Here is a 26817-nt window from a genome sequence, read left to right on the forward strand (position 1 = left end):
ATCATGCTCATTGACGATATTGATTTTGCAGACCTTTACCTTCAGCAACTCAGGCTGGCCCATCGCACAGAAAAAACGCCGGATCACTGGGATCAACGGGCGGAAAAAATGGCGGAAAATTGCGCCTCGCCTACGGACAGCTACCTGCAACAACTGACCGCTAAAATTGATCTGCAAGGCGCGCAGACCTTATTCGATATGGGCTGCGGACCGGGTACCGTATCGCTGGCGCTGGCTGACAAACTCACGACGATTTATGGCGTTGATTACAGTCAGGGGATGCTGAACGTTGCCGCCCGTCGCGCCGCCGCGCTAAAGGCAGACAATGTCCACTGGATCCAGCGCGCCTGGGAAGAGGACTGGAGTGACCTGCCACGCTGCGATATTGCCGTGGCTTCCCGCTCCACTCTGGTGGCTGATATGCGCCAGGCAATGAGCAAACTGAATAATCAGGCACGGCTTCGCGTCTATACGACTCATCTGGTCAGCACCTCGTTCGTCTCTCCAGCCATTCAGCGGGCGGCTGGTCGGGAAGTGATCGAATTACCCAACTATATATTTGCGCTCAACGTCCTGTATCAGATGGGAATTTATGCCCACGTTGATTTTATCCGTGGACAAAATTGCCAACAGGATAACAGCACCTGGGAACGTTTTGAGCAGAACGTCAGCTGGAGTATTGGCGCGCTTAACGACGATGAGCGTGAGCGGTTATATCACTGGTATCAACAACAAGATGCTCGTGCCCTCGCCCCTGCCAGCCGCGACTGGGCGCTCATCTGGTGGGATAGCGTACCGCAGGAGGCACTGCGATGATTTTCCTTTCTCAGGCACAAATCGATGCGTTACTTCTGGAAGATATCCAGGGCGGTGACCTGACCACGCGAGCATTAAATATTGGACACCAGCATGGCTATATAGAGTTTTTTCACCGTCAGGGCGGCTGCGTCAGCGGAATTTCTGTCGCGTGTAAGATGTTAACTACGCTGGGATTAACTATTGATGACGCAGTCAGCGACGGTTCACAAGCGAACGCGGGTCAGCGGCTAATCCGTGCGCAAGGTAATGCCGCAGCACTTCATCAGGGATGGAAGGCAGTCCAGAATGTGCTGGAGTGGAGTTGCGGTGTTTCTGATTATCTCGCTCAAATGCTGGCGTTACTTCGTGAACGTTACCCTGATGGCAATATCGCCTGCACCCGAAAAGCAATTCCGGGCACCCGCTTACTGGCCTCGCAGGCAATTCTGGCTGCCGGAGGACTGATTCATCGTGCCGGATGTGCGGAAACCATATTATTGTTTGCCAACCACCGTCATTTTCTTCATGACAATCAGGACTGGTCAGGCGCAATCAATCAGTTACGTCGCCACGCACCCGAGAAGAAAATAGTTGTTGAAGCCGACACGCCGAAAGAGGCAATCGCCGCGTTACGCGCGCAACCAGACGTACTTCAGCTCGACAAATTTAATCCGCAACAGGCAACTGAAATTGCGCAAATAGCACCGTCGCTGGCTCCTCACTGCACGCTGGCTCTGACCGGCGGAATTAATCTGACAACACTCAAAAATTACCTCGACTGCGGCATTCGCCTTTTTATTACCTCCGCGCCTTATTACGCGACACCAGCTGACATTAAAGTCAGTCTGCAACCCGCAGCCTCTATTTAATTCTTTGTTAAACGGAATTTATTCTATGAGACTCAAAAAACGTTATCTCTGCACAGCATTATCACTTGCCTTTACCCAGCAGGCCGTAGCGGCTCAGGAGAGTGACACGCTGACCGTATGGTCCAGTCCGGTATCATCGACGACGACCACCGTTCTCGATCAACCCACCATGAAGGCCCTGGATAAACAGAATGTCGCTCAGGCATTAAGTGTCGTCCCCGGCGTGGTGCTGCAAAAGTCAGGTAGCCGCAACGAAGAACAGGTCAAAGTTCGTGGCTTTGATAGTCGTCAGGTGCCAGTCTATTTCGACGGTGTGCCCATTTATGTTCCCTATGACGGCAACCTCGATCTGGCGCGGATTCTGACCAACAATTTGGGGGCAGTTGAAGTTTCCAAAGGGTATTCGTCGCTGCTTCAGGGGCCTAATCAGATGGGCGGAGCCATTAATATCACCACCCAGAAGCCAACAAAACCTCTGGAAGCAAGTCTGGGATATCGCCAGGGATGGAGCCGTAGCCAGGACAATGCCTACGATATGCATGCTTCATTTGCCGCCAGCAGCGATCTGGGGTATTTGCAAGTCAGCGGTAGCCAGCTAAAGCAGGATTTTCTCGGCCTGCCGCATGGTGTAAATAATGATATTGCAGGCAAACACGGCAAGATGATTAATTCATCGGCTGATGATAAACGCGGCATTGTGAAGCTCGGTTTTACACCACGCGAAAACGATGAATACACATTGACTTACATTAAGCAGGATGGTGAAAAAGATAACCCGCCATACAGTGGAAATAGTGGTCAAAAATCACGCTACTGGCAGTGGCCAGAGTATGACAAAGAAAGTTTTTATTATCAGGGAACGACCCAACTAAACGATCGTTTTACCCTGAAAAGTCGGCTGTATCGCGACACCTTTGAAAATACGCTAATGATGTACAACTCGCTGGCTGATTTGAAAAATAAAAAAGGCAGCTACAGCCATTATTCCGATTACAGCGACGGTGCCGGGTTACAACTGGCAGCCGATGTGCGTGAAAACGATCTGCTGTCGTTTGCCGTTAACTGGAAAGATGACGTACACCGGGAAAAAGGTGCGCCGCACGCCGCTTACGATCGCTATGAAGATCGTACCTGGTCGCTCGCCAGTGAATATCAATGGGCTGCTGCCGATAATGTCGATGTCGTGGCTGGAATCAGCTATGACTGGCGCGATAGCGTAGAAGCGAAAAAACATGAGAAAGATGGCAGTATCACCCATTATGACGACAACAATCAGTCAGCTTTTAACTGGCAGGTGATGGGGAAATACCACTTTGCCAATGAAGACACGCTGGCGCTTTCGTACTATGACCGCACACGCTTTCCGACGCTGAAAGAACGCTATACCACGTCCAAACCTGCGTATAACCAGATAGCGATTGTTAACCCGCAGCTCAAACCGGAACGCGCGCGCGGGGTGGATTTAACCTGGAATGGTGCCTTCACGCACGACTGGGGGTTTGAGGTCAGCGTTTACTATAACCGGGTGAGTGATGCCATCCTCTCGCACAATATCGATGCCGATACCATTCAAAATCAGAACAGCGGCACGGTGGATTACAGCGGTCTGGATGCCGGTATTAAGGGGAAAATCAGCAATATACTGGATGTAGGATTGAGCTACGCCCTGATCCACGCTGACGCCAAACGCAAAGACATCGGCAAGATAACCGATCTGCCAACGCAGACAATGACCGCATGGATGACTCTCAAACCGTGGGAGCCGTTAAGCGTAACGCTGTCGGAAGAGGCGCGTTCCTCCAGCTACAGCAACAGTGACGGTTCACAAAAAGCCGCCGGTTTTGCGGTGACCCACATTCGAGCCGATTACACCTTAGGTCATGGCTTCAGCGTCAATGCGTCGGTCAATAACCTGTTTGATACCAAATATGCCTACAGTGAAGGGTTTATTGAAGAAGGTCGCAATTTCTGGGCAGGTATCGAGTATACGTTCTGATGTGAAAGCGGATAGCGGCATCTGTATCACTATCCGCCTTATGAAAATCTTATTCTCTTCGCAGGAGGCGGAATACGCCCAGCACCAGGATAGCGCCCACCACCGCCACCAGGAAGCTGTGCAAATTAAAACCGCTGATGGTGCCGCCAATGCCAAACATGGTCGCCAGCCAGCCGCCGACCACCGCACCGACTATCCCGAGAATACAGGTCAGGAAAAATCCACCACCATCACGTCCCGGCATGATTAGCTTGGCGATTATGCCGGCTATCAGGCCAAAAATAATCCAGGCAATAATTCCCATGTTCAGGCCCTCGTTTCGATGAATCGGACGCAAGAAATGCTTACGTCAACGCTCTAAGTATAGGCAAGGGCGGGATCGATGCTGGGCGTATGTCGGCTGATTTAAGAACGACATGTAAAAAATATTCACGCATTTGTATTAAGTTTTGTTAACTGTGACCGATAAACCTAAGACAGTTTGTCAGTCAGGAGTTTTTCCGCGTGAGTCATTACCATGAGCAGTTCCTGAAACAAAATCCGTTAGCCGTCCTGGGCGTGTTACGCGATTTGCACAAAGCCGCAATTCCTTTGCGTATTAGCTGGAATGGCGGGCAGCTGATCAGCAAAATACTGGCAATAACTCCGGATAAACTGGTGCTGGATTTCGGCAGCCAGGCCGAAGACAACATCGCCGTGCTAAAGGCGCAGCACATTACCATTACCGCCGAAACTCAGGGTGCGAAAGTCGAGTTTACTGTTGAACAACTACAGCAGAGTGAATACTTGCAGCTTCCGGCATTTATTACCGTACCGCCTCCCACCTTGTGGTTTGTACAACGACGCCGATATTTCCGCATCTCCGCCCCACTCCATCCGCCTTATTTTTGCCAGACCAAACTGGCGGATAACAGTACGTTACGTTTCCGCCTGTATGATTTATCGTTAGGCGGCATGGGCGCATTACTGGAAACAGCAAAGCCTGCCGGATTGCACGAAGGCATGCGCTTCGCTCAGATTGAAGTCAACATGGGGCAATGGGGTGTTTTTCACTTTGACGCCCAGTTAATCTCCATCAGCGAGCGCAAAGTGATTGATGGCAAGAATGAAACCATCACCACTCCCCGTCTGAGCTTCCGTTTTCTTAACGTCAGCCCGACGGTGGAGCGGCAATTACAGCGGATTATTTTCTCTCTCGAGCGAGAAGCCCGGAAAAAAGCGGACAAAGTGCGCGACTGATTTACATCGCGTCCAGTGCCTGCTCAAGTTTGTAGATATAGCGCGGAGCCTGCGGCGCAGGATGATTTCGCGCTACGTGATCGAGGAACTCGTCAGCATCCAGATCGTTGATTTTGCTGATCGCCTTTTTCCGATCTGACGAGAAAGTCCGTAGCAGCGCACCTGCCCCGTTAGCGTATGACACCACCAGCGCATATTGCAGTACCTTCGGATCTTCAATACCTGCCAGCGGGCCGGTTTCCAGAATATTCAGGTAAGCCGCTCCCATTGAAATATTACGCTCCGGATTTTTCAGCTCGCTGGTCGTCGGCTCACCACTCCAGCCCATACGACGATATACATCACGTCCGGAGGTTGAAGCTTTTATCTGCATCAAACCAATGGCATTCGATTTACTCACCGCGTTCGGATTACCACCCGATTCGATAGCGATAATCGCCGTGATCAATTGTGGATCGACGCCCCAGGCTGCACCGGCTTTCTGGCTTATTGGCATCCACTGCATCGCACGTTGCACCGGAACTTTCGCGTTCCACGGCGGGTTCGTATAGTCATGCTTTGATGAACAACCCGCTAATAACACAATCAAAAAGGCAAACCATCTCAATTTCACTTCTTCTATCCTTATAGCCTGGAATCGCCGTTGAGGTGACAACGGCACACCTAAGCGGCATGATATACATTTCGTTTCTGTTGTCAGCAAGGAATTGCCATGTCTCTGTTTCACTTAATTGCCCCATCGGGTTACTGCATTAAACAGCACGCCGCGCTGCGTGGTATCCAGCGCCTTACCGACGCGGGGCATCAGGTCAATAACGTCGAGGTTATTGCCCGTCGTTGTGAGCGTTTTGCGGGTACGGAAACGGAGCGTCTGGAAGATCTCAATTCCCTTGCCAGACTGACCACCCCCAACACCATCGTGCTGGCTGTACGCGGCGGTTACGGTGCCAGTCGTTTACTGGCAGATATTGACTGGCAGGCACTGGTGGCTCGCCAACAACATGACCCGTTGCTCATTTGCGGACATAGCGATTTTACCGCCATTCAGTGCGGTCTTCTGGCGCATGGCAATGTCATCACCTTTAGCGGCCCCATGCTGGTAGCAAACTTTGGCGCGGATGAACTGAACGCCTTTACCGAGCACCATTTCTGGCTGGCGTTACGCAATGAAACCTTCACCATTGAATGGCAAGGGGAAGGCCCGACATGTCAGACCGAAGGCACGTTATGGGGAGGCAATCTCGCGATGCTGATTTCACTGATTGGTACACCGTGGATGCCGCAAATCGAAAACGGTATTCTGGTGCTGGAAGATATTAACGAGCATCCTTTCCGCGTCGAACGTATGCTGTTGCAGCTCTATCATGCTGGAATTTTGCCACGTCAGAAGGCGATTATTCTCGGTAGCTTTAGCGGCAGCACGCCTAATGATTATGACGCAGGTTACAACCTGGAGTCAGTGTACGCGTTTTTGCGTTCCCGACTGTCGATTCCACTCATTACCGGCCTCGATTTTGGTCATGAACAACGTACGGTTACGCTGCCGTTGGGCGCACAAGCCATGCTTAATAACACCCAGGAAGGCACTCAGTTGACGATTAGCGGTCATCCTGTTCTTAAAATGTAAAAAAATCACGCTTCAGGGCTAAGTAAAACGCTGTCTCTGCCGCTAATATGGTAGGGTTTATATAAGAGACAGCGTAATCAGGAGTAACCGACCGTTGGATGCCACAACAATAATTAGCCTTTTCATCTTAGGATCCATCCTTGTCACCAGCAGTATATTACTTAGTTCATTTTCTTCCCGTCTTGGCATTCCTATTCTGGTTATTTTTCTGGCGATCGGCATGCTGGCAGGAGTCGATGGCGTCGGCGGTATCCCGTTTGATAATTACCCCTTCGCCTACATGGTAAGTAACCTGGCGCTGGCGATTATTTTGCTCGACGGCGGGATGCGCACTCAGGCCAGTTCCTTTCGTGTGGCGTTAGGACCGGCACTGTCGCTGGCGACGCTGGGCGTACTTATCACCTCAGGTTTAACCGGCATGATGGCGGCGTGGCTGTTTAATCTTGATTTGATTGAAGGCTTATTAATCGGCGCTATCGTCGGCTCCACCGATGCTGCAGCGGTCTTTTCTCTGCTGGGTGGTAAGGGGCTTAACGAACGTGTTGGCTCGACGCTGGAAATTGAATCCGGCAGTAATGATCCAATGGCGGTCTTTCTGACGATTACCCTGATTGCGATGATCCAGCAACATGAAAGCAGTGTCAGTTGGATGTTCGTGGTCGATATTCTGCAGCAATTTGGCCTCGGGATTGTCATCGGTCTTGGCGGTGGTTATTTACTGCTGCAAATGATTAATCGCATCGCCCTGCCCGCCGGTTTATATCCATTGCTGGCATTAAGCGGCGGTATTTTAATTTTTGCTTTAACCACGGCGCTGGAAGGCAGCGGTATTCTGGCTGTTTATCTGTGCGGTTTTCTGCTGGGTAATCGCCCGATTCGCAACCGCTACGGCATTCTGCAAAATTTCGACGGCCTCGCCTGGCTGGCGCAAATCGCCATGTTCCTGGTGCTGGGGCTGTTGGTTAACCCAAGCGATCTGCTACCTATTGCCATTCCGGCGCTCATTTTGTCCGCATGGATGATTTTCTTCGCCCGTCCTCTTTCGGTATTTGCCGGATTGCTACCATTCCGTGGCTTCAATCTGCGTGAGCGCGTGTTTATCAGCTGGGTGGGATTACGCGGCGCGGTGCCGATTATTCTGGCCGTGTTCCCGATGATGGCGGGGCTGGAGAATGCACGTCTGTTCTTTAATGTCGCCTTCTTTGTGGTTCTGGTTTCACTGCTCTTGCAGGGAACATCACTCTCGTGGGCGGCGAAAAAAGCCAAAGTGGTGGTTCCGCCCGTCGGACGTCCGGTGTCACGCGTTGGCCTGGATATTCATCCGGAAAATCCGTGGGAGCAGTTTGTTTATCAATTGAGTGCCGATAAATGGTGCGTGGGCGCGGCACTGCGCGATTTGCATATGCCAAAAGAGACGCGTATTGCGGCACTGTTTCGTGATAACCAGCTGCTTCATCCTACCGGCAGCACCCGACTGCGCGAAGGCGATGTATTGTGTGTAATTGGTCGGGAACGCGATCTTCCGGCGCTCGGTAAACTGTTCAGCCAGTCGCCACCGGTCGCGCTGGATCAACGCTTCTTTGGTGACTTCATTCTCGAAGCCAGCGCCAAATATGCTGATGTTGCGCTGATATATGGCCTGGAAGACGGGCGAGAATATCGTGATAAGCAGCAAACGCTGGGTGAAATTGTCCAGCAGTTGTTAGGCGCGGCACCGGTTGTCGGTGACCAGGTAGAGTTTGCCGGGATGATCTGGACGGTGGCCGAGAAAGAAGATAATGAAGTGTTGAAGATTGGCGTACGGGTGGCTGAAGAGGAAGCTGAATCTTAAATTTAATGCAGCATCTATCGCCGGATGCGATGCTTTACTGACCGCAGCCTGAGCCTGTAATAAACTTGTCATTTCCTGATTTTGATATGTTCATTCCAACATCAGAAGAAAGTTAAATTATGGATGACAAACCATTGCAGGCTCTGGCTAATGAACTCAAAACACCGGCTCAAGAAAGTCAGCGTAAGGGTTTCTTCCGACTGCAACAGGTGAAGAAAAACCAGCCCCGCATTACCGGTATCCCCGTCAACCATCAGGGGCCCCTGCCTGACATCGCCTGAACATATTCCCCCACGCAACCTGCCGCACTGACGTAGCCCACACAATAGGCGTTTCATCCGCCTGTAGCACCGGATGCATGAGCGATTTCTTATAGTTATTCCTTTGCTTAATAACGATTATTTCCGGGTCGTTCGCTCTCGTATTTTCTTTAATACGTCAGAGCTACCTGGGCCGTAATACAGCATGTACCAGACCCGACACGGCATTTCTTACCAGGGAAAAAGTCAACGATGAGTAGTTATATCAGCGCAAATGACGTCCTGTGGCTCCTTTGCGGTGACCACATTCACGTCTCCGGCGCTGCCAGAGGATATTTATTTCAAGGATACGTAGCATTATGGCTAGCTTTAAAGACATCTGCCCATTCGCCCCCGCCATTCCTCCATCTTCCGTTAACCCAGGCGTACGACGCCCGCCAGGGCGGCTCTTCCTGTCGGCGGAACTCAAGAATCAAATTTTGCAGAACATGAAGTATCTCAGCCCGCAAAAATTCAGCTGGGGTGATGCCCCCTGGCAGATCATTGACCTTAGTACCGCGGGCAAAGTGAACATACAGGTGGACAACAATACCATCATCACGTTGGGGACTCCCCTGAATCAGCAACATAACGAGTTCATGATGGTCGCCAAATGGTGCGAATGGGCTATACAGCAGGATGGTTTGCAAGAAAACCTGCAAAAAAAACTGCACGAGGTCCTGGAAGAAAACCGGCAAAACAAACAGTCAGAAATTCCCCAAGAAGACCTGAAAGAAAGGCTGAAAGAAATCAAGGAAGATATCCTGAAAGAAAACCAGTCAGCAAGCCAGATTGAAGACCGGGCAGAAGCATTGCGCAGAATGAAGGAATGTCTCATAACAAGACAGAGTATGCTCGATCTTAGCAACCTTGGACTGACTTCACTCCCTGAAAATTTGCCTCCACATCTGATTGAATTTAACTGCAGTAGAAACATGTTGACCGCGTTACCGGAGGTAATGCCAAAGGGGCTGAGAGTGCTTGAATGTATGGAGAACTTTTTGATCTTGTTACCGAAGGTGCAGCCCCCGAAACTGATGGTACTGAAGTGCTATGAAAACTATATTATCTGGCTGCCTGAGCTGTCGACTAACCTGAGAGTGATTGACTGTTCTGAAAACTTCTTGCAATTTTTACCGCCGTCGATGCCCCAGTACCTGTATACACTGCGCTGTGCTTTCAACAGTATTAGCTTAATACCTGATGAGATGCTGGAGAACTTGACTCGCCTGAAGGTATTTGACTGTTCTAGTAACGATTTGATCTCTTCACCACGGCTGCCGCCCAAACTAATCATATACTACTGTGGAGAAAACCAGTTTAAAACTGTACCGGTGCCGCAGCCCCGAAGCCTGAAGGTGTTTAGCTGTAATGGTAACCCGTGGGACAAAGACAATTTACCGACGCTGCTCAAAGCCGTCGAGGGCCTGAAAAACCAGGAGGGTCTGGAGGAGCTTTTGGACTTTTTGCACAAGGAAGGTCTGGTTGACCTGGAAGGACTCGAGGAGCTGGAGGACCTGGATGACCTTATGGATCTGGAGTTCCTGGATGACCCGGAACTCCTGGAGCGCGTGAAGGTACAGGAGGACCTGGAGCTCCTGGATCAACAGTTGGGCCTGTTGAGTCTGGAAAAACAACAGGACTCGCAGCCTGTTAATCAACAATCTGAACATGAACCCGAATCTGCATCAAAGGTGAAGCGTGATTTATCTGAAGTCGACTCCGAGTCAACAATGAAGCGTAAGCGTTTTATGTAGAACGCCTGTGCGGTGAGTTCAGGTTCCGGGGAAATAGTGTCCATTCTTTTAATGGACACTATCATGGGCAATGGCTCTGTCACATTAACAACTACAGTTGCTGACCAGCCGGATGGATGATTTTTTTTGCAACCAGAAGACGTTGCCTCCGATCCGGCTTACAACAAGTTACACCGTCACAACCGGGACGCGTAACGCCAGCGCGCACATCAACTCATAGCCCACCGTTCCGGCAGCGGCGGCGACATCATCAATCTTGATCTCCTTGCCCCACAGCTCAACCGGCGTACCAATACCGGCCTGTGGGCAAGGCGTTAAATCAACCGCCAGCATATCCATCGAGACGGTCCCCACCGTCATGGTGCGCACGCCGTCCACTAAAACAGGAGTACCGGTAGGCGCATGGCGCGGATAACCGTCGGCGTATCCTGCGGCGACAATGCCGATTCGCTGTTCATCGCGCGCAGTATAGCGACCGCCGTAGCCCACACGCTCGCCCGCTTTTAGCGTCTGGACACCAATAATCTCACTGCTTAGCGTCATCACCGGGCGTAATCCGGTATTGGCGATATCACGCCACTGACCGGACGGCGAAGCGCCATACAAAATAATGCCAGGCCGAACCCAGTCAAAATGCGCTTCCGGGTGCCACAGAGTCGCCGCCGAATTGGACAACGAACGCCGACACTCCAGCCCTTCCGCCGCCTGCTCAATACGCGCCATCGCGCTGGAAATTCCATCAGGATGTTCCGCCTCGGCAAAATGCGACATCAGGGTCATTTCGCCAACATTCGCCATCGCCCGCAACTGCTGCCAGACGGTAAGCACGCGATCGGGCTGGAAGCCCAACCGATTCATCCCACTGTTCACTTTAAGATAAATATCCAACGGCGCTTTTAGCCGCGCATTTTGCAGTGCTTTGAGCTGCCAGTTGCTGTGGACGCAGGTGGTCAGGCGGTACTGGTCATAAATCTCCAGATCCTGTGCATGGAAAAATCCCTCCAGCATCAGGATCGGTCCTTTCCAGCCGCGCTCACGTAACGTTATTGCCTCTTCCAGATTAAGTAATGCAAAGCCATCGGTGGCCCCTAGCGCGCTCCAGATACGCTCAATACCGTGCCCGTAAGCATTCGCTTTTACCACCGACCAGACGCGCGCGTGCGGCGCGGCCTGCCGGACAATGGACAGATTCTGTTTTAATGCCTGCAGATCGAGGCTGGCCTGTATCGGACGGGTCATCTCGTTTCCTTAGCTGTGTGCGCCATGTAAATGGCCCGGGCGTGATGGCGTAAATCCACGGCTGTAGCGCGCTACGCTTAGATCTTCATACGGGATCGCTGGCGTGCGACCAGAGAGCAGATCGCTTAACAACTGACCGGAACCGCAAGCCATCGTCCAGCCGAGCGTGCCGTGACCGGTATTCAGCCACAGATTTTTAAAGCGTGTACGCCCGACAACCGGCGTGCCGTCTGGCGTCATCGGGCGCAGACCAGTCCAGAAAGTCGCCTGCTCGACATGACCGCCGCGTGGATAGAGATCGCGAACCACCATCTCCAGCGTTTCACGACGCGGTTGCAACAGCTCGGTGTTAAAGCCAACAATTTCCGCCATTCCGCCAACACGAATGCGGTTATCGAAACGGGTAATGGCGATTTTGTAGGTTTCATCAAGAATGGTGGATACCGGCGCACCATCTTCCTGCGCAATGGGAATGGTCAGCGAGTAGCCTTTCAAAGGATACACCGGAATATCAACTATGCCTTTGAGCATCGCCGTCGAGTAAGAACCAAACGCCATCACATACGCATCGGCCTTAATCACTTCATCGCCACACTTCACGCCGTAGATTTGCTCGCCGTCGCAAAGTAGTTGGTCAACGGGCGTATTAAAGCGGAATTTAACCCCCGCCTGCTCCGCCATCCGCGCCAGATTCTGGGTAAACAGCTGGCAGTCTCCGGTTTCATCATTGGGCAGCTGGAGCCCCCCCGTCAGTTTGTGCGCCACTTCTGCCAGCGCGGGCTCCACTTCCGCCAGACGGCTGGATTCCAGCAGCTGGTACGGTACGCCGGCATCTTCCAGCACGGCGATATCGCGGGTCGCATTTTCATACTGTTGTTCGGTACGGAACAGTTGCAGCGTCCCACCCTGACGCCCTTCATACTGAATATTGGTTTCGGCGCGCAATGCTTTCAGGCAATCACGGCTGTATTCCGCCAGACGCACCATCCGCCCTTTGTTTTCCATGTAGTGGCTGGTGTCGCAGTTACGTAACATTTGCCACATCCATTTCAACTGGAACTGCGTACCGTCGAGACGAACCGCCAGCGGCGCATGGCGCTGGAACATCCATTTAATCGCTTTTAAAGGCACACCTGGTGCCGCCCACGGTGCTGCATATCCGGGGGAGATTTGCCCGGCATTCGCGGCACTGGTTTCCAGGGCGGCCCCCGGCTCCCGATCAATGACGGTGACCTCATGTCCTGCCTGATTTAAGTACCAGGCGCTGGCAACGCCTACCACACCACTTCCCAGTATGACAACTCGCATAGCCACTCCGATAACGGTAGATACAGTAAAAGAATAATAATCTAATTACATCTTGATAACTCAGTTGAAAATATTATTCAACATACGGCTTTTTTATGGTGAGCTGGCTCACATCTCCCTGACTCTGCGGCAATATGGCGTCTTTAGTATCTCCTGCTGAACGCCCTTTTTATCCAGCATAAAATTCCGTTCAGAAGCGGATTAGTGGCACTCTGATAATAAGAAATCGCAAAGAAAAAAATTCTCCGGCGACGCGGTTTTTAACAGGTGTTCTATGCTTGAAATGAGGTGCTCCACACAGAGAGCGCCGACAACAATGAGGTGCGCGTATGGCGACGATCGATTCTATGAATAAGGACACCACACGTTTGAGCGATGGACCCGACTGGACGTTCGACCTGCTGGATGTTTATCTGGCAGAGATAGACCGGGTGGCGAAACTCTACCGGCTGGATACCTACCCGCACCAGATTGAAGTGATAACCTCAGAACAGATGATGGATGCCTACTCCAGCGTCGGCATGCCAATTAACTATCCGCACTGGTCATTCGGTAAAAAGTTTATCGAGACTGAACGGCTGTATAAGCACGGTCAGCAAGGACTGGCCTATGAAATCGTCATTAACTCTAACCCGTGTATCGCTTACCTGATGGAAGAAAACACCATTACCATGCAAGCGCTGGTGATGGCACACGCCTGCTATGGGCATAACTCTTTCTTCAAAAACAATTACTTATTCCGTAGCTGGACCGACGCCAGTTCGATTGTCGATTATCTGATTTTTGCCCGTAAATATATTACCGAGTGCGAAGAGCGCTATGGTGTGGATGAAGTAGAACGGCTGCTGGACTCGTGCCATGCGCTGATGAACTACGGCGTGGACCGGTATAAACGCCCACAAAAAATCTCGCTGCAAGAGGAGAAAGCCCGGCAGAAAAGCCGCGAAGAGTACTTGCAAAGTCAGGTCAATATGCTCTGGCGTACCCTGCCGAAGCGCGAGGAAGAGAAAACGGTTGCTGAAGCGCGCCGCTATCCGTCCGAGCCACAAGAAAACCTGCTCTATTTTATGGAGAAAAATGCGCCACTGCTGGAATCATGGCAGCGTGAAATTCTGCGTATTGTGCGTAAGGTGAGCCAGTATTTTTATCCGCAAAAACAGACTCAGGTGATGAACGAAGGCTGGGCCACCTTCTGGCACTACACCATCCTTAACCATCTGTATGATGAAGGGAAAGTAACGGAACGTTTTATGCTGGAGTTTTTGCACAGCCACACCAATGTGGTTTTCCAGCCGCCCTATAACAGCCCGTGGTACAGCGGAATAAACCCGTATGCGCTTGGTTTCGCCATGTTCCAGGATATTAAACGGATTTGTCAGTCGCCAACGGAAGAAGACAAATACTGGTTCCCGGATATCGCCGGTTCTGACTGGCTGGACACATTACATTTTGCGATGCGTGATTTCAAAGATGAGAGCTTTATCAGTCAGTTCCTGTCACCGAAAGTGATGCGTGATTTCCGCTTCTTCACCGTGCTGGACGACGATCGGCATAATTATCTGGAGATTTCCGCTATTCATAATGAAGAAGGTTATCGGGAGATCCGTAACCGGTTATCGTCGCAATATAATTTAAGTAATCTGGAGCCGAATATTCAGATCTGGAACGTGGATTTGCGCGGCGACCGTTCGCTGACGCTGCGTTACATTCCACATAATCGCGCACCGCTGGATCGGGGGCGCAAAGAAGTGCTGAAGCATGTACATCGCCTGTGGGGATTTGATGTGATGCTGGAACAGCAAAACGAAGACGGCAGCGTCGAGTTGCTGGAACGTTGCCCGCCGAGAATGGGAAATCTGTAAAAACAACAAAAAACCCCTCGTTTGAGGGGGTTGCTTTTTAAACGGAAGGGATTATCGCCCCTGAATGGCTAAATCACCCGGCAGATTTTTCTGCATCCGGTGCCAAATCTCGCCGCTCTCATGCCCATAGCGACGCACTGTTTCGTATACCTGATCGTGTGCGCCTTCACTGCACAACGCCGACAGTTTGTGGTAGAAACCCAGCGCCAGACTGCGCGCTTCCGGATTGGCGAAATAGTGACGACCAATGCGCGTATACAGCCCTTTCATCCCGTTAAGGATCAGACCGTAAATCGGGTTGCCGGAAGCAAACGCCAGACCGCGGAATATGTTGTAATCCAGCTCGGCAAAGGCATCGGCGTGATCGGCCACTTCATTAGCGGTAGCCAGCACTTCCTGCGCTTTATCGGGATGCTGACGAAACGCGGTGCGAATAAAAATAGTGGAAATATTGGTACGCACCGACAGCAAATTATCAATAAGCTGCGGCACACTTTCGTGATCCAGTCGCGCCAGCGTTTCAAGGATATTTAAACCGGAGGTTTCCCAGAAATTATTCACCTTCGTCGGCTTGCCATGTTGAATGGTCAACCAGCCATCTCGTGCCAGACGCTGTAACACTTCACGTAACGTAGTACGCGTTACGCCAATTAATTCTGAAAGTTCACGTTCTGCGGGCAAAATAGTCCCGGGAGGGAAGCGGTTATTCCAGATACTTTCAATAATGTACTCTTCCGCGAAACCCGCCGGGCTTTGCGCCTTAATGACCATAGTGAGATTTCCATAACACAGCAAAACAAAGTTGGACTCATCATACCAGAGGGCTATCTACGCTGATAGCACACAAAAAGAAGAAAAAAGGGATCAAGGCTTCATTTTCTACATCTCTTTTCTCCAGACCATCAACACTTGCCTCGATCCCCTCCTGACCGTTAAGCTTTGCGTTCTAAGATAAAAACATCATTGATTATTTCTAAGGTAAGGGAAACCATCATGGAGATCTCCTGGGGCCGTGCCCTATGGCGCAACTTTTTGGGCCAGTCCCCCGACTGGTACAAACTCGCCCTCATTATTTTCTTAATTCTTAATCCGTTAATTTTCATCATCAGCCCCTTTGTTGCCGGTTGGCTGCTGGTGGCGGAATTTATTTTCACTCTGGCGATGGCCCTCAAATGCTATCCGCTGCTCCCCGGTGGTCTGTTGGCTATCGAAGCGGTATTCATCGGCATGACCAGCGCGGAACATGTTCGTGAAGAGGTGGCGGCGAATCTTGAAGTCTTGCTGTTACTGATGTTTATGGTGGCGGGTATCTATTTTATGAAACAGCTGTTGCTGTTCATATTTACCCGTTTGCTGCTAAGCATTCGCTCCAAAATGCTGCTGTCGCTCTCTTTTTGCATGGCGGCGGCGTTCCTCTCCGCGTTCCTCGATGCCTTAACCGTCGTGGCGGTGGTGATCAGCGTTGCCGTCGGTTTTTATGGTATTTATCACCGCGTAGCCTCTTCCCGTACTGAAGATACCGACCTGCAAGACGATAGTCATATCGACAAGCATTACAAAGTGGTTCTGGAACAGTTCCGTGGCTTTCTGCGTAGCCTGATGATGCATGCAGGTGTCGGCACCGCATTAGGCGGCGTGATGACCATGGTGGGCGAACCACAGAACTTGATCATCGCTAAAGCAGCTGGCTGGCATTTTGGCGATTTCTTCCTGCGCATGTCGCCAGTGACCGTTCCGGTTCTGATTTGTGGCCTGTTGACCTGCCTGCTGGTGGAGAAGCTGCGTTGTTTTGGCTACGGCGAAACGCTGCCGGAGAAAGTCCGCGAAGTGCTGCAACAGTTTGACGATCAAAGTCGCCAACAGCGTACCCGTCAGGATAAAATTCGTCTGATTGTCCAGGCGATTATCGGCGTCTGGCTGGTCACCGCGCTGGCGTTGCATCTGGCGGAGGTTGGCCTGATTGGTTTGTCGGTCATTATTCTGGCGACATCATTGACTGGTGTCACTGATGAACATGCTATCGGTAAAGCCTTCACCGAATCTCTGCCATTCACCGCACTGTTGACTGTCTTTTTCTCGGTCGTCGCGGTAATTATTGATCAGCAACTGTTCTCACCAATCATTCATTTTGTCCTACAGGCATCGGAACACGCCCAGCTGTCGTTGTTCTATATTTTTAACGGCCTGCTGTCATCCATTTCGGATAATGTCTTCGTGGGAACGATCTATATCAACGAAGCAAAGGCAGCCATGGAGAGTGGCGTTATCACACTGAAGCAATATGAACTTCTGGCCGTCGCCATTAACACCGGGACCAACCTCCCCTCCGTCGCGACGCCGAATGGCCAGGCGGCGTTCTTGTTCCTGCTGACCTCCGCACTCGCGCCATTGATTCGTCTCTCTTATGGTCGCATGGTATGGATGGCTCTTCCCTACACCCTCGTACTAACGGTTGTCGGGTTACTCTGTGTTGAGTTTACGCTTGCCCCTGTAACCGAATGGTTTATGCAAATGGGCTGGATAGCAACGCTTTGATAACAACTTACCGGGCATATAAATGCCCGGTTTGCCTTTTCGCCCGATAATTGTCCAATTGCGTCCTATTTTTGCTGCCTCCTGGTGGCGCAGCGAATGAATTGGTTTAAACTGCGCACTCTATGCATATTGCAGGGAAATGATTATGTTGCGATTTTTGAACCAATGTTCACAAGGCCGGGGCGCGTGGCTGTTGATGGCGTTTACCGCTCTGGCACTGGAACTGACGGCACTGTGGTTCCAGCATGTGATGTTACTGAAACCTTGCGTGCTCTGTATTTATGAACGCTGCGCGTTATTCGGCGTTCTGGGTGCTGCGCTGATTGGCGCGATCGCCCCGAAAACTCCGCTGCGTTATGTAGCGATGGTTATCTGGTTGTATAGTGCGTTCCGCGGTGTGCAGTTAACTTACGAGCACACCATGCTTCAGCTCTATCCTTCGCCGTTTGCGACCTGTGATTTTATGGTTCGTTTCCCGGAATGGCTGCCGCTGGATAAATGGGTGCCGCAAGTGTTTGTCGCCTCTGGCGATTGCGCCGAGCGTCAGTGGGATTTTTTAGGTCTGGAAATGCCGCAGTGGTTGCTCGGTATTTTTATCGCTTACCTGATTGTCGCGGTGCTGGTGGTGATTTCCCAGCCGTTTAAAGCGAAAAAACGTGACCTGTTCGGTCGCTAATCCATTCAGCGCTCCTGCGGGAGCGCTTTTTTCCTGCCGCTATGTTTATTTGACCCGCAGTAAATCAGAACTTCGCGTTGTATAACGTGGTGAAAGCATGGCACGCTTCATCTGCCATTGTTGCTGGATCCCCTGCCCGGCAAAATAGAGTGTTCCTCTGCCCTCTTTAGCATTTAGCGTATCCATTACCGCCATCAATTGCTCACTCCCGGGGCGCGGTGCGTTGTCATCGAATAAATTGAGCTGCGCGACTCCCTGACTGAAGAAATCCCCCAGCATCACGCCCGCTTTTTGATAACGATGGCCCGCTTGCCAGATGGCATCCAGAGATCGCGTAGCGGCGTTAATGATATCCCTGCTGTCCTGAGTGGGCGTCAGCAGTTTTACCGACGCGCTATTGCCGTAATAAGGTTCATTGAGCGCAAATGGTGACGTCTTCATAAACGTGGAGATAAACCGACAATATTGATGCTCGCTGCGAAGTTTTTCCGCCGCCCGGGCAGCGTAACTACAAATGGCCTGCCGCATCGACGTATAATCCGTGATGCGTTCACCAAACGAACGGGAACAGATAATTTCCTGCTTCGTCGGTGCAAACTCTTCCAGTTGCAAACAGGGTTCGCCGCGCAGTTCACGCACCGTTCTTTCGAGCACGACATTAAAATGTTTACGGATAAACCGGATATCTGTATCCGCCAAATCGAGAACGGTTTTGATCCCCATCGCATCCAGTTTTTTGCTGATCCGCCGTCCAATCCCCCAGACTTCATCCACGGGGAGAGCAGACATTAATTTACGCTGGCGTTCCAGATTTGATAAATCCACCACCCCACCCGTCTGCCGCTGCCATTTTTTTGCCGCATGATTGGCAAGCTTAGCCAGCGTTTTGGTCTGGGCGATCCCCACACCAACAGTAAGATGGGTACGTTGTAGCACCGTTGCGCGAATTTCTCTGCCAAAATCAGTCAGATCGCGACAATTACGCACACCGGTCAGATCGCAGAATGCCTCATCAATACTGTAAATCTCGACGCGGGGCGATAGTTCTTCCAGCGTCGACATCACCCGATTGCTCATGTCTGCGTAAAGCTCATAATTGCTGCTAAAGCAAACCACGCCACAGCGACGAAACAGATCTTTTTGTTTGAACCAGGGATCGCCCATTTTAACACCCAGCGCCTTTGCCTCAGCGTTTCGGGCGATAACGCAACCGTCATTATTCGATAGCACAACCACTGGTTTACCCCATAAATCAGGGCGAAACACCGTCTCACAGCTGGCATAAAACGCGTTTACATCACAGAGGGCAAACATCAGCGCATCGCCTTAACGACGTGGATCACCACACCAAAGACATCCAGCGTATCTTCACTACTGATGGTAATGGGCGAGTACGCGCTGTTCATGGGAATAAGCTGTACCGTCGGGCGTAGTTGCAATTTTTTCACCGTAAACTCGCCGTCAACAGCAGCGATGACAATATCACCATGGCTGGCGGTAATAGCGCTATCGACAATCAGTAAATCACCGTCACTAATTCCACCATCAATCATAGAATCACCACTTGCTTTGACGAAGTAAGTCGCGCTGGGATGCTGGATCAACAGTTGATTCAGATCGATGCGCTGTTCAACGTAATCTGCGGCCGGTGAAGGAAAGCCACACTGAACAAGATCGCTAAATAGCGGAAAAGTCACAATTTCGCGGAGATCCGCAGGCTTGATAAACAACATAATAATCTGCCTGAAGTTATACTGTTTTTATATACAGTAGTCTGTTCTTACCAGCAGATCAATACTGATTCAGGCTATCAATATTTGTCGCTGCATAGACTGCTGATTTTTCATTCTCTTATCCTGTGCTCACGCGCCTTCTGGCGACGACGCTCATCCAGCAGAAATGAAAAATATCACCCGGCTAAAAAATAGAATAGAAGCATTCGCCATAATGACATTAAACATTGTTTGATATTTATCATATTAATAGAAATAAAGACATTGACGCATCCCGCCCGGCTAACTATGAATTAGATGAAGTAAAATTCATTAATAGTTGTAAAACAGGGGTTTCATTACAATTTATATATTTAAAGAGGCGAATGATTATGACTGAAATCGTTGCAGATAAAACGGTAGAGGTAGTTAAAAACGCAATCGAAACCGCAGATGGAGCATTAGACCTTTATAATAAATATCTCGATCAGGTCATCCCCTGGCAGACCTTCGATGAAACCATAAAAGAGTTAAGTCGCTTTAAACAGGAGTATTCACAGGCAGCCTCCGTTTTAGTTGGCGATATTAAAACCTTACTTATGGATAGCCAGGATAAGTATTTTGAAGCAACCCAAACGGTGTATGAATGGTGTGGTGTTGCGACGCAATTGCTCGCAGCATATATTTTGCTATTTGATGAGTACAATGAGAAGAAAGCATCCGCCCAGAAAGACATTCTCATTAAGGTACTGGATGACGGCATCACGAAGCTGAATGAAGCGCAAAAATCTCTGCTGGTAAGCTCACAAAGTTTCAACAACGCTTCCGGAAAACTGCTGGCGTTAGATAGCCAGTTAACCAATGATTTTTCAGAAAAAAGCAGCTATTTCCAGTCACAGGTAGATAAAATCAGGAAGGAAGCGTATGCCGGTGCCGCAGCCGGTGTCGTCGCCGGTCCATTTGGATTAATCATTTCCTATTCTATTGCTGCGGGCGTAGTTGAAGGGAAACTGATTCCAGAATTGAAGAACAAGTTAAAATCTGTGCAGAGTTTCTTTACCACCCTGTCTAACACGGTTAAACAAGCGAATAAAGATATCGATGCCGCCAAATTGAAATTAACCACCGAAATAGCCGCCATCGGGGAGATAAAAACGGAAACTGAAACAACCAGATTCTACGTTGATTATGATGATTTAATGCTTTCTTTGCTAAAAGAAGCGGCAAAAAAAATGATTAACACCTGTAATGAGTATCAGAAAAGACACGGTAAGAAGACACTCTTTGAGGTACCTGAAGTCTGATAAGCGATTATTCTCTCCATGTACTCAAGGTATAAAGTTTATCACATTTAAAAATACAGACGTTTTTTAAAGATTGAGAGTTACCTGTTGATAATAAGGTATCGGGTAACTCTCATTATGACAGAGCGCTTTCAAAAACAGGGCTACGAAATGGCGAGTATCCAGACGTATATTAAGAAAGCCCCCATCAACATCTATTAAATTTATCACTGCGCCCAGTCAGGTTTATTTAAGATATGATCCTGCCAGTCAATCACTTCTGATTCTTTCACTGCGATATGACGCACAGAGATACGTTCGCCATGCATTGCCGCTTTCGAACCAGTAAGCAGCGGATGCCACGCAGGTAAATCTTTACCTTCCGCCAACAAGCGATAAGCGCAGGTCATTGGCAGCCATTCGAATGTTGGCAGATTTTCACGGGTTAATTTAATGCAGTCAGGTTCAAACTCGAAACGACGTTCGTAGTTCCGACATTGACAGGTTTTAATATTGAGCTGGCGACAGGCGACGTTAGTGAAGTAGATTTCGTCGGTGTCTTCATCCATCAGTTTATGCAGGCAACACTGACCGCAACCATCACACAACGACTCCCATTCCGCATCGCTCATTTCGTCCAGGGTTTTACTTTGCCAGAAAGGTACATCGCTCATCAGGTGTTCCGCCATTACGTTAAAACGCACCTTATAACCAGTCTGGCACAGCGATGCAAGTTTTGCCGCCGCTTTCAGGCGGCAAAAAGTATTACAAAACGCGAGTTGTCAAAGAATGCCCATCGAAAGTGACTGTCAGCTCATCACCGCTTTGCAACGGGCCGACGCCATCAGGCGTGCCTGTCAGCACAACGTCACCGGCCTTGAGGGTAAAGAACTTGCTCATATAAGCGATCAGCGGAACGATTTTATGGATCATGTCCGCAGTCGTACCTTGCTGGCGTTGTTCGCCGTTTACGCTCAGGCCCAGCGTTGTATTTTGTGGATCGCCGGTAAATTCCGCCGCGGGAATAAACCCGGAAAGCGGACAAGAGTTATCAAACGCTTTAGCCTTTTCCCACGGCTGCCCGGCTTTCTTCATTTTTCCCTGAACATCACGCAATGTCAGATCAAGCGCCACGCCGTAACCGGCAATGGCTTTGCGGACATGCTCTTCCGTTGCCTGACGCAGCGTCGCGCCAATCAACACCGCCAGTTCGACTTCATGATGAACTGAACCGAAATCGGATGGGATCGCCAATGGCTGCCGCAGATCGCACAGTGCCGTTTCTGGTTTAATAAACAGCACTGGCTCTTCGGGCACTGCGCTGCCCATCTCTTTAATATGTTTGGCATAGTTACTACCAACACAGACTACTTTACTCACCGGATAATCCAGCAGCGCACCTTGCCAGTTGTGATGTTGATACATAACGTTCCCCTCACCTTATCGTGGATATGAAAACCCGCGCCGACAAAGATAATGCCACCGCCGGATATCGGTTATTTGTTCGTGTCGTCTGTTTTCTGCCCCATGACGGAAAGATGTTGCTTCAGCAAATCTTCGGGTGGTGGCGGTAACTGCAAATAGTAACCTTGCTCGGTTAATGCCTGTTTAACCTTTTCAATATCGGCATTGACCAGTTTCTTCCGCCCATCCAGCGGAAGAATCATCGCTAACTGAGGCTGACCAAAACCTTTCATCAGTTCCTCAGGAACACGCGAAAAATCGTCTTTTTTTTCGACATATAAATAGGTCTGATCACGCTTGCTGCTTCGATAAATCACACAAAACATACTTTTACTCTTTAAGATGCCAGGTTTTGGCATAAGCTAACATCAATGAAACCCGCGCCACAAGCCAGCCAGCTGTAGATTCCTACGGTTTGTTCAGTCCATGCCCCCTTTATAAGTAATCCCCCCGGCAAAAATGCCGCGCCGGGATTTAACCGAACGCAGGAAAGCCACTGGAATTCTCCTGTGATGAATTGTTATATTATAACAGTTCATCGTACTCATTCTGAACAGGAGACTACCAATGAAAATTAAGGGCATTAGTAAGGCTGTATTGTTGCTTGCACTGCTAACCTCCACGAGCTTTGCTGCGGGTAAGAATGTCAATGTTGAGTTCAGAAAAGGCCATAGCAGCGCTCAGTACTCCGGCGAAATAAAGGGATACGATTACGATACATATACCTTCTATGCCAAAAAAGGTCAGAAAGTGCATGTGAGTATCTCTAATGAAGGCGCTGATACTTACCTCTTCGGGCCAGGAATCGATGATTCTGTTGATTTATCCAGATATTCCCCAGAACTCGATAGTCACGGACAATACTCACTCCCTGCTTCTGGCAAATATGAGCTGCGAGTGCTGCAAACCCGAAACGACGCCCGTAAAAACAAAACTAAAAAATATAACGTCGATATTCAAATTAAGTAAATGTCAACCGACGGGGACTCTCCCCGTCATAAACGTTAACGCCCCACTCCTCTCTGTCGCTCAAGAGGTTAATGACGAATAGCAGACAATGCCGAATAGAACATAATGTAAACAAGACATCACTCACGACACATAAATAACATCTTTGTGGTGGTTTGATTGATTTTTCCACTCCGCTTACCATCCACACCAAAATAACGTTCATCACGACATAATTTTTCTTTAACATCGCAAAATACACCGTTAGAGAATGTAAATTCGCTGGGATCGTAACCTTGTACTGATTGTAAGTTTTCAGCGGCTTTTTCGCCGAGATATTTCCTTGTTAACTCTGGGGAAATGCCATCTGAGTTCACACAAATATACGGGTCGCAAACAACGCCACACGCAGGAGATTGAAGCCCGCCAGCGTCATTTCCAGACGCCATTGATGAGAACATCATCCCCACACCTGACAATCCGATATACAAAATACGCATCATATTCATAGCACATCCTGATAATCCAACCGTACAACACTTATGCTCATTTCATCATCAATCCGTAATCAAAACCGCTGACCTGGACGAGTTACGATGACCTGACAGAAGTATCAGACGTCTTCTGCGGTTTCTATGATAGAGCAATTCTGTGGCGGATATTAAGATAACGGGTATCTGTTCTTTAATGATGCCGCAAAAAATGGAAAGTTAAGAAAGCCTGGCGTGGTGAAAAAATACACTCGCCTCAATACTGGATATTTAAACAGGTCTGAAGATGCTGTTACGATTAGGGTGCGGAAAAAGGAAGCGTAAATAAGAACAATCAAAAGTACGACGGCAATGGGTTGATTGACAAGGGTATTTTTTAAGCTATGTATCAGCGCCATTTATCACAGAATAGACTTTTACTCTGAATAAATGGGAGGGTGACTTGCCTCAATATAATCCAGACTATAACATGCCTTATAGTCTTCGGAACATCATCGCGCGCTGGCGATGATTAATAGCTAATTGAGTAAGGCCAGGATGTCAAACACGCCAATCGAGCTTAAAGGCAGTAGCTTCACTTTATCTGTGGTTCATCTGCATGAGGCAGAACCTAAGGTTATCCATCAGGCGCTGGAAGACAAAATCGCTCAGGCCCCCGCATTTTTAAAACATGCCCCCGTTGTACTCAACGTCAGTGCACTGGAAGACCCGGTAAACTGGTCAGCGATGCATAAGGCGGTTTCGGCAACCGGTTTGCGGGTTATTGGCGTAAGTGGCTGCAAAGATGCGCAACTTAAAGCCGAAATTGAAAAGATGGGGCTGCCTATCCTGACGGAAGGAAAGGAAAAAGCGCCGCGTCCAGCTCCCGCACCGCAGGCTCCAGCGCAAAATACAACGCCGGTCACAAAAACGCGTTTAATAGATACCCCGGTGCGTTCCGGTCAGCGTATTTATGCTCCACAATGTGATCTGATTGTTACAAGCCACGTTAGCGCTGGGGCCGAATTGATTGCCGATGGTAACATTCATGTCTATGGCATGATGCGCGGTCGTGCGCTGGCAGGGGCAAGTGGTGACCGGGAAACGCAAATATTTTGTACGAACCTGATGGCGGAACTGGTGTCCATCGCAGGTGAATACTGGCTGAGTGATCAAATCCCAGCAGAATTTTATGGCAAAGCGGCACGACTGCAGTTAGTTGAAAACGCTTTGACCGTTCAACCGTTAAATTGATCCCTTTTTAACAAGGAATTTCTATGGCACGCATTATTGTTGTTACTTCGGGCAAAGGGGGTGTTGGTAAGACAACCTCCAGCGCGGCCATCGCCACTGGTTTGGCCCAGAAGGGAAAGAAAACTGTCGTGATAGATTTTGATATCGGCCTGCGTAATCTCGACCTGATTATGGGTTGTGAACGTCGGGTCGTTTACGATTTCGTCAACGTCATTCAGGGCGATGCAACGCTAAATCAGGCGTTAATTAAAGATAAGCGTACTGAAAATCTCTATATTCTTCCGGCATCGCAAACTCGCGATAAAGATGCCCTCACCCGTGAAGGGGTCGCCAAAGTTCTTGATGATCTGAAAGCGATGGACTTTGAATTTATTGTTTGCGACTCCCCGGCAGGGATTGAGACCGGTGCGCTAATGGCACTCTATTTTGCAGACGAAGCCATTATTACCACCAACCCGGAAGTCTCCTCAGTACGCGACTCTGACCGTATTTTAGGCATTCTGGCGTCGAAATCACGCCGCGCAGAAAATGGCGAAGAGCCTATTAAAGAGCACCTGCTGTTAACGCGCTATAACCCAGGCCGCGTAAGCAGAGGTGACATGCTGAGCATGGAAGATGTGCTGGAGATCCTGCGCATCAAACTCGTCGGTGTGATCCCTGAGGATCAATCAGTATTGCGCGCCTCTAACCAGGGTGAACCGGTCATTCTCGACATTAACGCCGATGCGGGTAAAGCCTACGCAGATACCGTAGAACGTCTGTTGGGAGAAGAACGTCCTTTCCGCTTCATTGAAGAAGAGAAGAAAGGCTTCCTCAAACGCTTGTTCGGAGGATAAGTTATGGCATTACTCGATTTCTTTCTCTCGCGGAAGAAAAACACGGCCAACATTGCAAAAGAACGGCTGCAGATTATTGTTGCTGAACGCCGTCGCAGCGATGCAGAACCGCATTATCTGCCGCAGTTGCGTAAAGATATTCTTGAGGTCATTTGTAAATACGTACAAATTGATCCTGAGATGGTAACCGTACAGCTTGAGCAAAAAGATGGCGATATTTCTATTCTTGAGCTCAACGTGACCTTGCCGGAAGCAGAAGAGCTGAAATAAGCCCGCTGTAAAAGCGCATTTATCTTCAAGGCAGAGTCATCTCTGCCTTGAGTTTTTCATCCCCCTCATCCACGTTTGATAAGAGCGGCGAGTATTCTTGCTGATGCTACTCATTGCTTCCCCCCCCCCCTTTACACCTTAATGCCGTTCCCCCCACACAGAACAAAATGTTTATACCTGGCTGAGTAAATAACCTTATTGTTAGTATTGGTATACTGGGAGATGATAACCCCGCAATTTCATTATTCATTGTTCTCCCATAGGATGAGGTTTCCCGCCGTAACTGGCGGGCTTTTTTTGCCGCAGAATTTTCCCTTTTAACACCCTGTAAACGAAAACTGCGCCGAAGCGCAGTTTAATCGTTGATGGTCAGAACGACCAGTTCGCACCAGCCACCGCGTTCCACGGGGATTCCACACCGGCACCATGGCTATGTAGTGGCACAGTAAATTTGGCCACCTGATTAAAGGTGATATTCTCACCTCAACACAAAACAGGTGACTTAATGAACAAGAAAACCAAACGTACTTTCACCCCTGAGTTC

At 49.7% G+C, this 26817-nt stretch carries 27 protein-coding genes; 16 read left to right on the forward strand and 11 right to left on the reverse strand.

The annotated features are described in order from the left end of the window. Positions 1-3 precede the first annotated feature (3 nt). Genes ACJHYW_RS18830 through ACJHYW_RS18840 form a run of 3 tightly spaced genes read left to right on the forward strand, consistent with a single transcriptional unit; the run spans position 4 to position 3663 of the window. On the forward strand, positions 4-816 hold the full coding sequence (locus tag ACJHYW_RS18830; RefSeq protein ID WP_022645549.1) for a class I SAM-dependent methyltransferase: 813 nt from the start codon (positions 4-6) through the stop codon (positions 814-816). Then, positions 813-1667 carry a ModD protein gene (modD, locus tag ACJHYW_RS18835; RefSeq protein ID WP_000576816.1) on the forward strand — a complete coding sequence of 285 codons (855 nt, stop codon included), beginning with the start codon at positions 813-815 and terminating at the stop codon, positions 1665-1667. The genes ACJHYW_RS18830 and modD overlap by 4 nt, the downstream gene beginning before the upstream one ends. Positions 1668-1692: 25 nt before the next feature. After that, positions 1693-3663, forward strand: a complete 1971-nt coding sequence (locus ACJHYW_RS18840) for a TonB-dependent receptor plug domain-containing protein (protein ID WP_001295995.1) — start codon at positions 1693-1695, stop codon at positions 3661-3663. Between the two features lie 49 nt (positions 3664-3712). Here the strand turns inward: ACJHYW_RS18840 and ACJHYW_RS18845 are convergent, their stop codons facing one another. Next, a complete protein-coding gene (locus ACJHYW_RS18845) occupies positions 3713-3967 on the reverse strand; it encodes a GlsB/YeaQ/YmgE family stress response membrane protein (RefSeq protein WP_001330447.1) in 255 nt (84 codons plus the stop codon). 200 nt (positions 3968-4167) lie between these two features. Between ACJHYW_RS18845 and ACJHYW_RS18850 the strand changes: the two genes are divergently transcribed. Next, complete coding sequence (locus tag ACJHYW_RS18850) at positions 4168-4902, forward strand: flagellar brake protein (RefSeq protein ID WP_000020130.1); 735 nt, start codon at positions 4168-4170, stop codon at positions 4900-4902. A gap of 1 nt (position 4903) precedes the next feature. Here ACJHYW_RS18850 and emtA read toward each other — a convergent pair whose 3' ends face one another. Then, the gene (gene emtA, locus ACJHYW_RS18855; RefSeq protein WP_001295994.1) at positions 4904-5515 is read right to left on the reverse strand and encodes a membrane-bound lytic murein transglycosylase EmtA; all 612 of its coding nucleotides are present in this window, start codon (positions 5513-5515) and stop codon (positions 4904-4906) included. A 99-nt stretch (positions 5516-5614) separates the two neighbouring features. On the opposite strand from emtA, the gene ldcA reads away from it, so the two are divergent. The 4 genes from ldcA (at position 5615) to ACJHYW_RS18875 (ending at position 10416) form a co-directional block, all read left to right on the forward strand. Further along, positions 5615-6529, forward strand: coding sequence for a muramoyltetrapeptide carboxypeptidase (gene ldcA, locus ACJHYW_RS18860; RefSeq protein WP_000051557.1), 915 nt, complete (start codon positions 5615-5617; stop codon positions 6527-6529). A 94-nt stretch (positions 6530-6623) separates the two neighbouring features. Further along, positions 6624-8360 carry a potassium/proton antiporter gene (locus tag ACJHYW_RS18865; RefSeq protein WP_000340206.1) on the forward strand — a complete coding sequence of 579 codons (1737 nt, stop codon included), beginning with the start codon at positions 6624-6626 and terminating at the stop codon, positions 8358-8360. Positions 8361-8479: 119 nt separating this feature from the next. After that, a complete protein-coding gene (locus tag ACJHYW_RS18870) occupies positions 8480-8641 on the forward strand; it encodes a hypothetical protein (RefSeq protein ID WP_000342121.1) in 162 nt (53 codons plus the stop codon). A 338-nt stretch (positions 8642-8979) separates the two neighbouring features. Next, positions 8980-10416, forward strand: coding sequence for a hypothetical protein (locus ACJHYW_RS18875; RefSeq protein ID WP_000135820.1), 1437 nt, complete (start codon positions 8980-8982; stop codon positions 10414-10416). A 168-nt stretch (positions 10417-10584) separates the two neighbouring features. Here the strand turns inward: ACJHYW_RS18875 and dadX are convergent, their stop codons facing one another. Together dadX and dadA are read right to left on the reverse strand one after the other, a co-directional pair. Next, positions 10585-11655, reverse strand: coding sequence for a catabolic alanine racemase DadX (dadX, locus tag ACJHYW_RS18880; RefSeq protein WP_000197856.1), 1071 nt, complete (start codon positions 11653-11655; stop codon positions 10585-10587). A gap of 9 nt (positions 11656-11664) precedes the next feature. Next, positions 11665-12963: a D-amino acid dehydrogenase gene (dadA, locus tag ACJHYW_RS18885; protein ID WP_001266908.1), complete on the reverse strand. Its 1299-nt coding sequence runs from the start codon at positions 12961-12963 to the stop codon at positions 11665-11667. A gap of 329 nt (positions 12964-13292) precedes the next feature. Here dadA and ACJHYW_RS18890 point away from each other — a divergent pair, with 329 nt between their 5' ends. Further along, complete coding sequence (locus ACJHYW_RS18890; RefSeq protein ID WP_000190853.1) at positions 13293-14825, forward strand: SpoVR family protein; 1533 nt, start codon at positions 13293-13295, stop codon at positions 14823-14825. A gap of 51 nt (positions 14826-14876) precedes the next feature. Here the strand turns inward: ACJHYW_RS18890 and fadR are convergent, their stop codons facing one another. Next, positions 14877-15596: a fatty acid metabolism transcriptional regulator FadR gene (gene fadR, locus ACJHYW_RS18895; protein WP_000234823.1), complete on the reverse strand. Its 720-nt coding sequence runs from the start codon at positions 15594-15596 to the stop codon at positions 14877-14879. 222 nt (positions 15597-15818) lie between these two features. Between fadR and nhaB the strand changes: the two genes are divergently transcribed. Further along, entirely contained in the window at positions 15819-17360 is a 1542-nt protein-coding gene (gene nhaB, locus ACJHYW_RS18900; RefSeq protein WP_000406368.1) for a Na(+)/H(+) antiporter NhaB, read from the forward strand. Between the two features lie 145 nt (positions 17361-17505). After that, positions 17506-18036 (forward strand): disulfide bond formation protein DsbB, encoded by a 531-nt coding sequence (gene dsbB / locus ACJHYW_RS18905; protein ID WP_000943459.1) that lies wholly within the window; start codon positions 17506-17508, stop codon positions 18034-18036. 45 nt (positions 18037-18081) lie between these two features. Here dsbB and umuC read toward each other — a convergent pair whose 3' ends face one another. Both umuC and ACJHYW_RS18915 read right to left on the reverse strand, forming a co-directional pair. After that, positions 18082-19350 (reverse strand): DNA polymerase V catalytic protein, encoded by a 1269-nt coding sequence (umuC, locus tag ACJHYW_RS18910; protein ID WP_000457630.1) that lies wholly within the window; start codon positions 19348-19350, stop codon positions 18082-18084. Continuing rightward, entirely contained in the window at positions 19350-19769 is a 420-nt protein-coding gene (locus ACJHYW_RS18915; RefSeq protein ID WP_000897378.1) for a translesion error-prone DNA polymerase V autoproteolytic subunit, read from the reverse strand. Before ACJHYW_RS18915 ends, umuC begins: the two co-directional genes overlap by 1 nt. A 371-nt stretch (positions 19770-20140) precedes the next feature. On the opposite strand from ACJHYW_RS18915, the gene hlyE reads away from it, so the two are divergent. Further along, entirely contained in the window at positions 20141-21052 is a 912-nt protein-coding gene (hlyE, locus tag ACJHYW_RS18920; RefSeq protein ID WP_001306826.1) for a hemolysin HlyE, read from the forward strand. A gap of 206 nt (positions 21053-21258) precedes the next feature. On the opposite strand, the gene ACJHYW_RS18925 is transcribed toward hlyE, so the two are convergent. From ACJHYW_RS18925 to ACJHYW_RS18935, 3 genes are all read right to left on the reverse strand, one after another. Continuing rightward, positions 21259-21705, reverse strand: a complete 447-nt coding sequence (locus tag ACJHYW_RS18925) for a YcgN family cysteine cluster protein (RefSeq protein ID WP_001306825.1) — start codon at positions 21703-21705, stop codon at positions 21259-21261. Between the two features lie 91 nt (positions 21706-21796). Next, complete coding sequence (locus tag ACJHYW_RS18930) at positions 21797-22456, reverse strand: fumarylacetoacetate hydrolase family protein (RefSeq protein WP_000284277.1); 660 nt, start codon at positions 22454-22456, stop codon at positions 21797-21799. 71 nt (positions 22457-22527) lie between these two features. Next, entirely contained in the window at positions 22528-22821 is a 294-nt protein-coding gene (locus ACJHYW_RS18935) for a YcgL domain-containing protein (RefSeq protein ID WP_001295992.1), read from the reverse strand. 241 nt (positions 22822-23062) lie between these two features. Here ACJHYW_RS18935 and pliG point away from each other — a divergent pair, with 241 nt between their 5' ends. Next, entirely contained in the window at positions 23063-23464 is a 402-nt protein-coding gene (pliG, locus tag ACJHYW_RS18940; protein WP_000693755.1) for a g-type lysoyme inhibitor PliG, read from the forward strand. Between the two features lie 119 nt (positions 23465-23583). Here pliG and ACJHYW_RS18945 read toward each other — a convergent pair whose 3' ends face one another. Continuing rightward, positions 23584-23952: a YcgJ family protein gene (locus tag ACJHYW_RS18945; RefSeq protein WP_001056866.1), complete on the reverse strand. Its 369-nt coding sequence runs from the start codon at positions 23950-23952 to the stop codon at positions 23584-23586. A 519-nt stretch (positions 23953-24471) separates the two neighbouring features. Between ACJHYW_RS18945 and minC the strand changes: the two genes are divergently transcribed. The 3 genes from minC to minE are packed head-to-tail and all read left to right on the forward strand — an operon-like array spanning position 24472 to position 26273. After that, positions 24472-25167: a septum site-determining protein MinC gene (minC, locus tag ACJHYW_RS18950; protein WP_000072536.1), complete on the forward strand. Its 696-nt coding sequence runs from the start codon at positions 24472-24474 to the stop codon at positions 25165-25167. Positions 25168-25190: 23 nt separating this feature from the next. Then, the gene (minD, locus tag ACJHYW_RS18955) at positions 25191-26003 is read left to right on the forward strand and encodes a septum site-determining protein MinD (RefSeq protein ID WP_000101055.1); all 813 of its coding nucleotides are present in this window, start codon (positions 25191-25193) and stop codon (positions 26001-26003) included. A gap of 3 nt (positions 26004-26006) precedes the next feature. Then, entirely contained in the window at positions 26007-26273 is a 267-nt protein-coding gene (minE, locus tag ACJHYW_RS18960) for a cell division topological specificity factor MinE (RefSeq protein WP_001185665.1), read from the forward strand. Positions 26274-26817: the final 544 nt, after the last annotated feature.

The sequence above is a fragment of the Escherichia sp. WS3063 genome, from assembly GCF_046486595.1.
In the GTDB taxonomy this organism is placed as follows: Bacteria; Pseudomonadota; Gammaproteobacteria; order Enterobacterales; family Enterobacteriaceae; genus Escherichia; species Escherichia coli.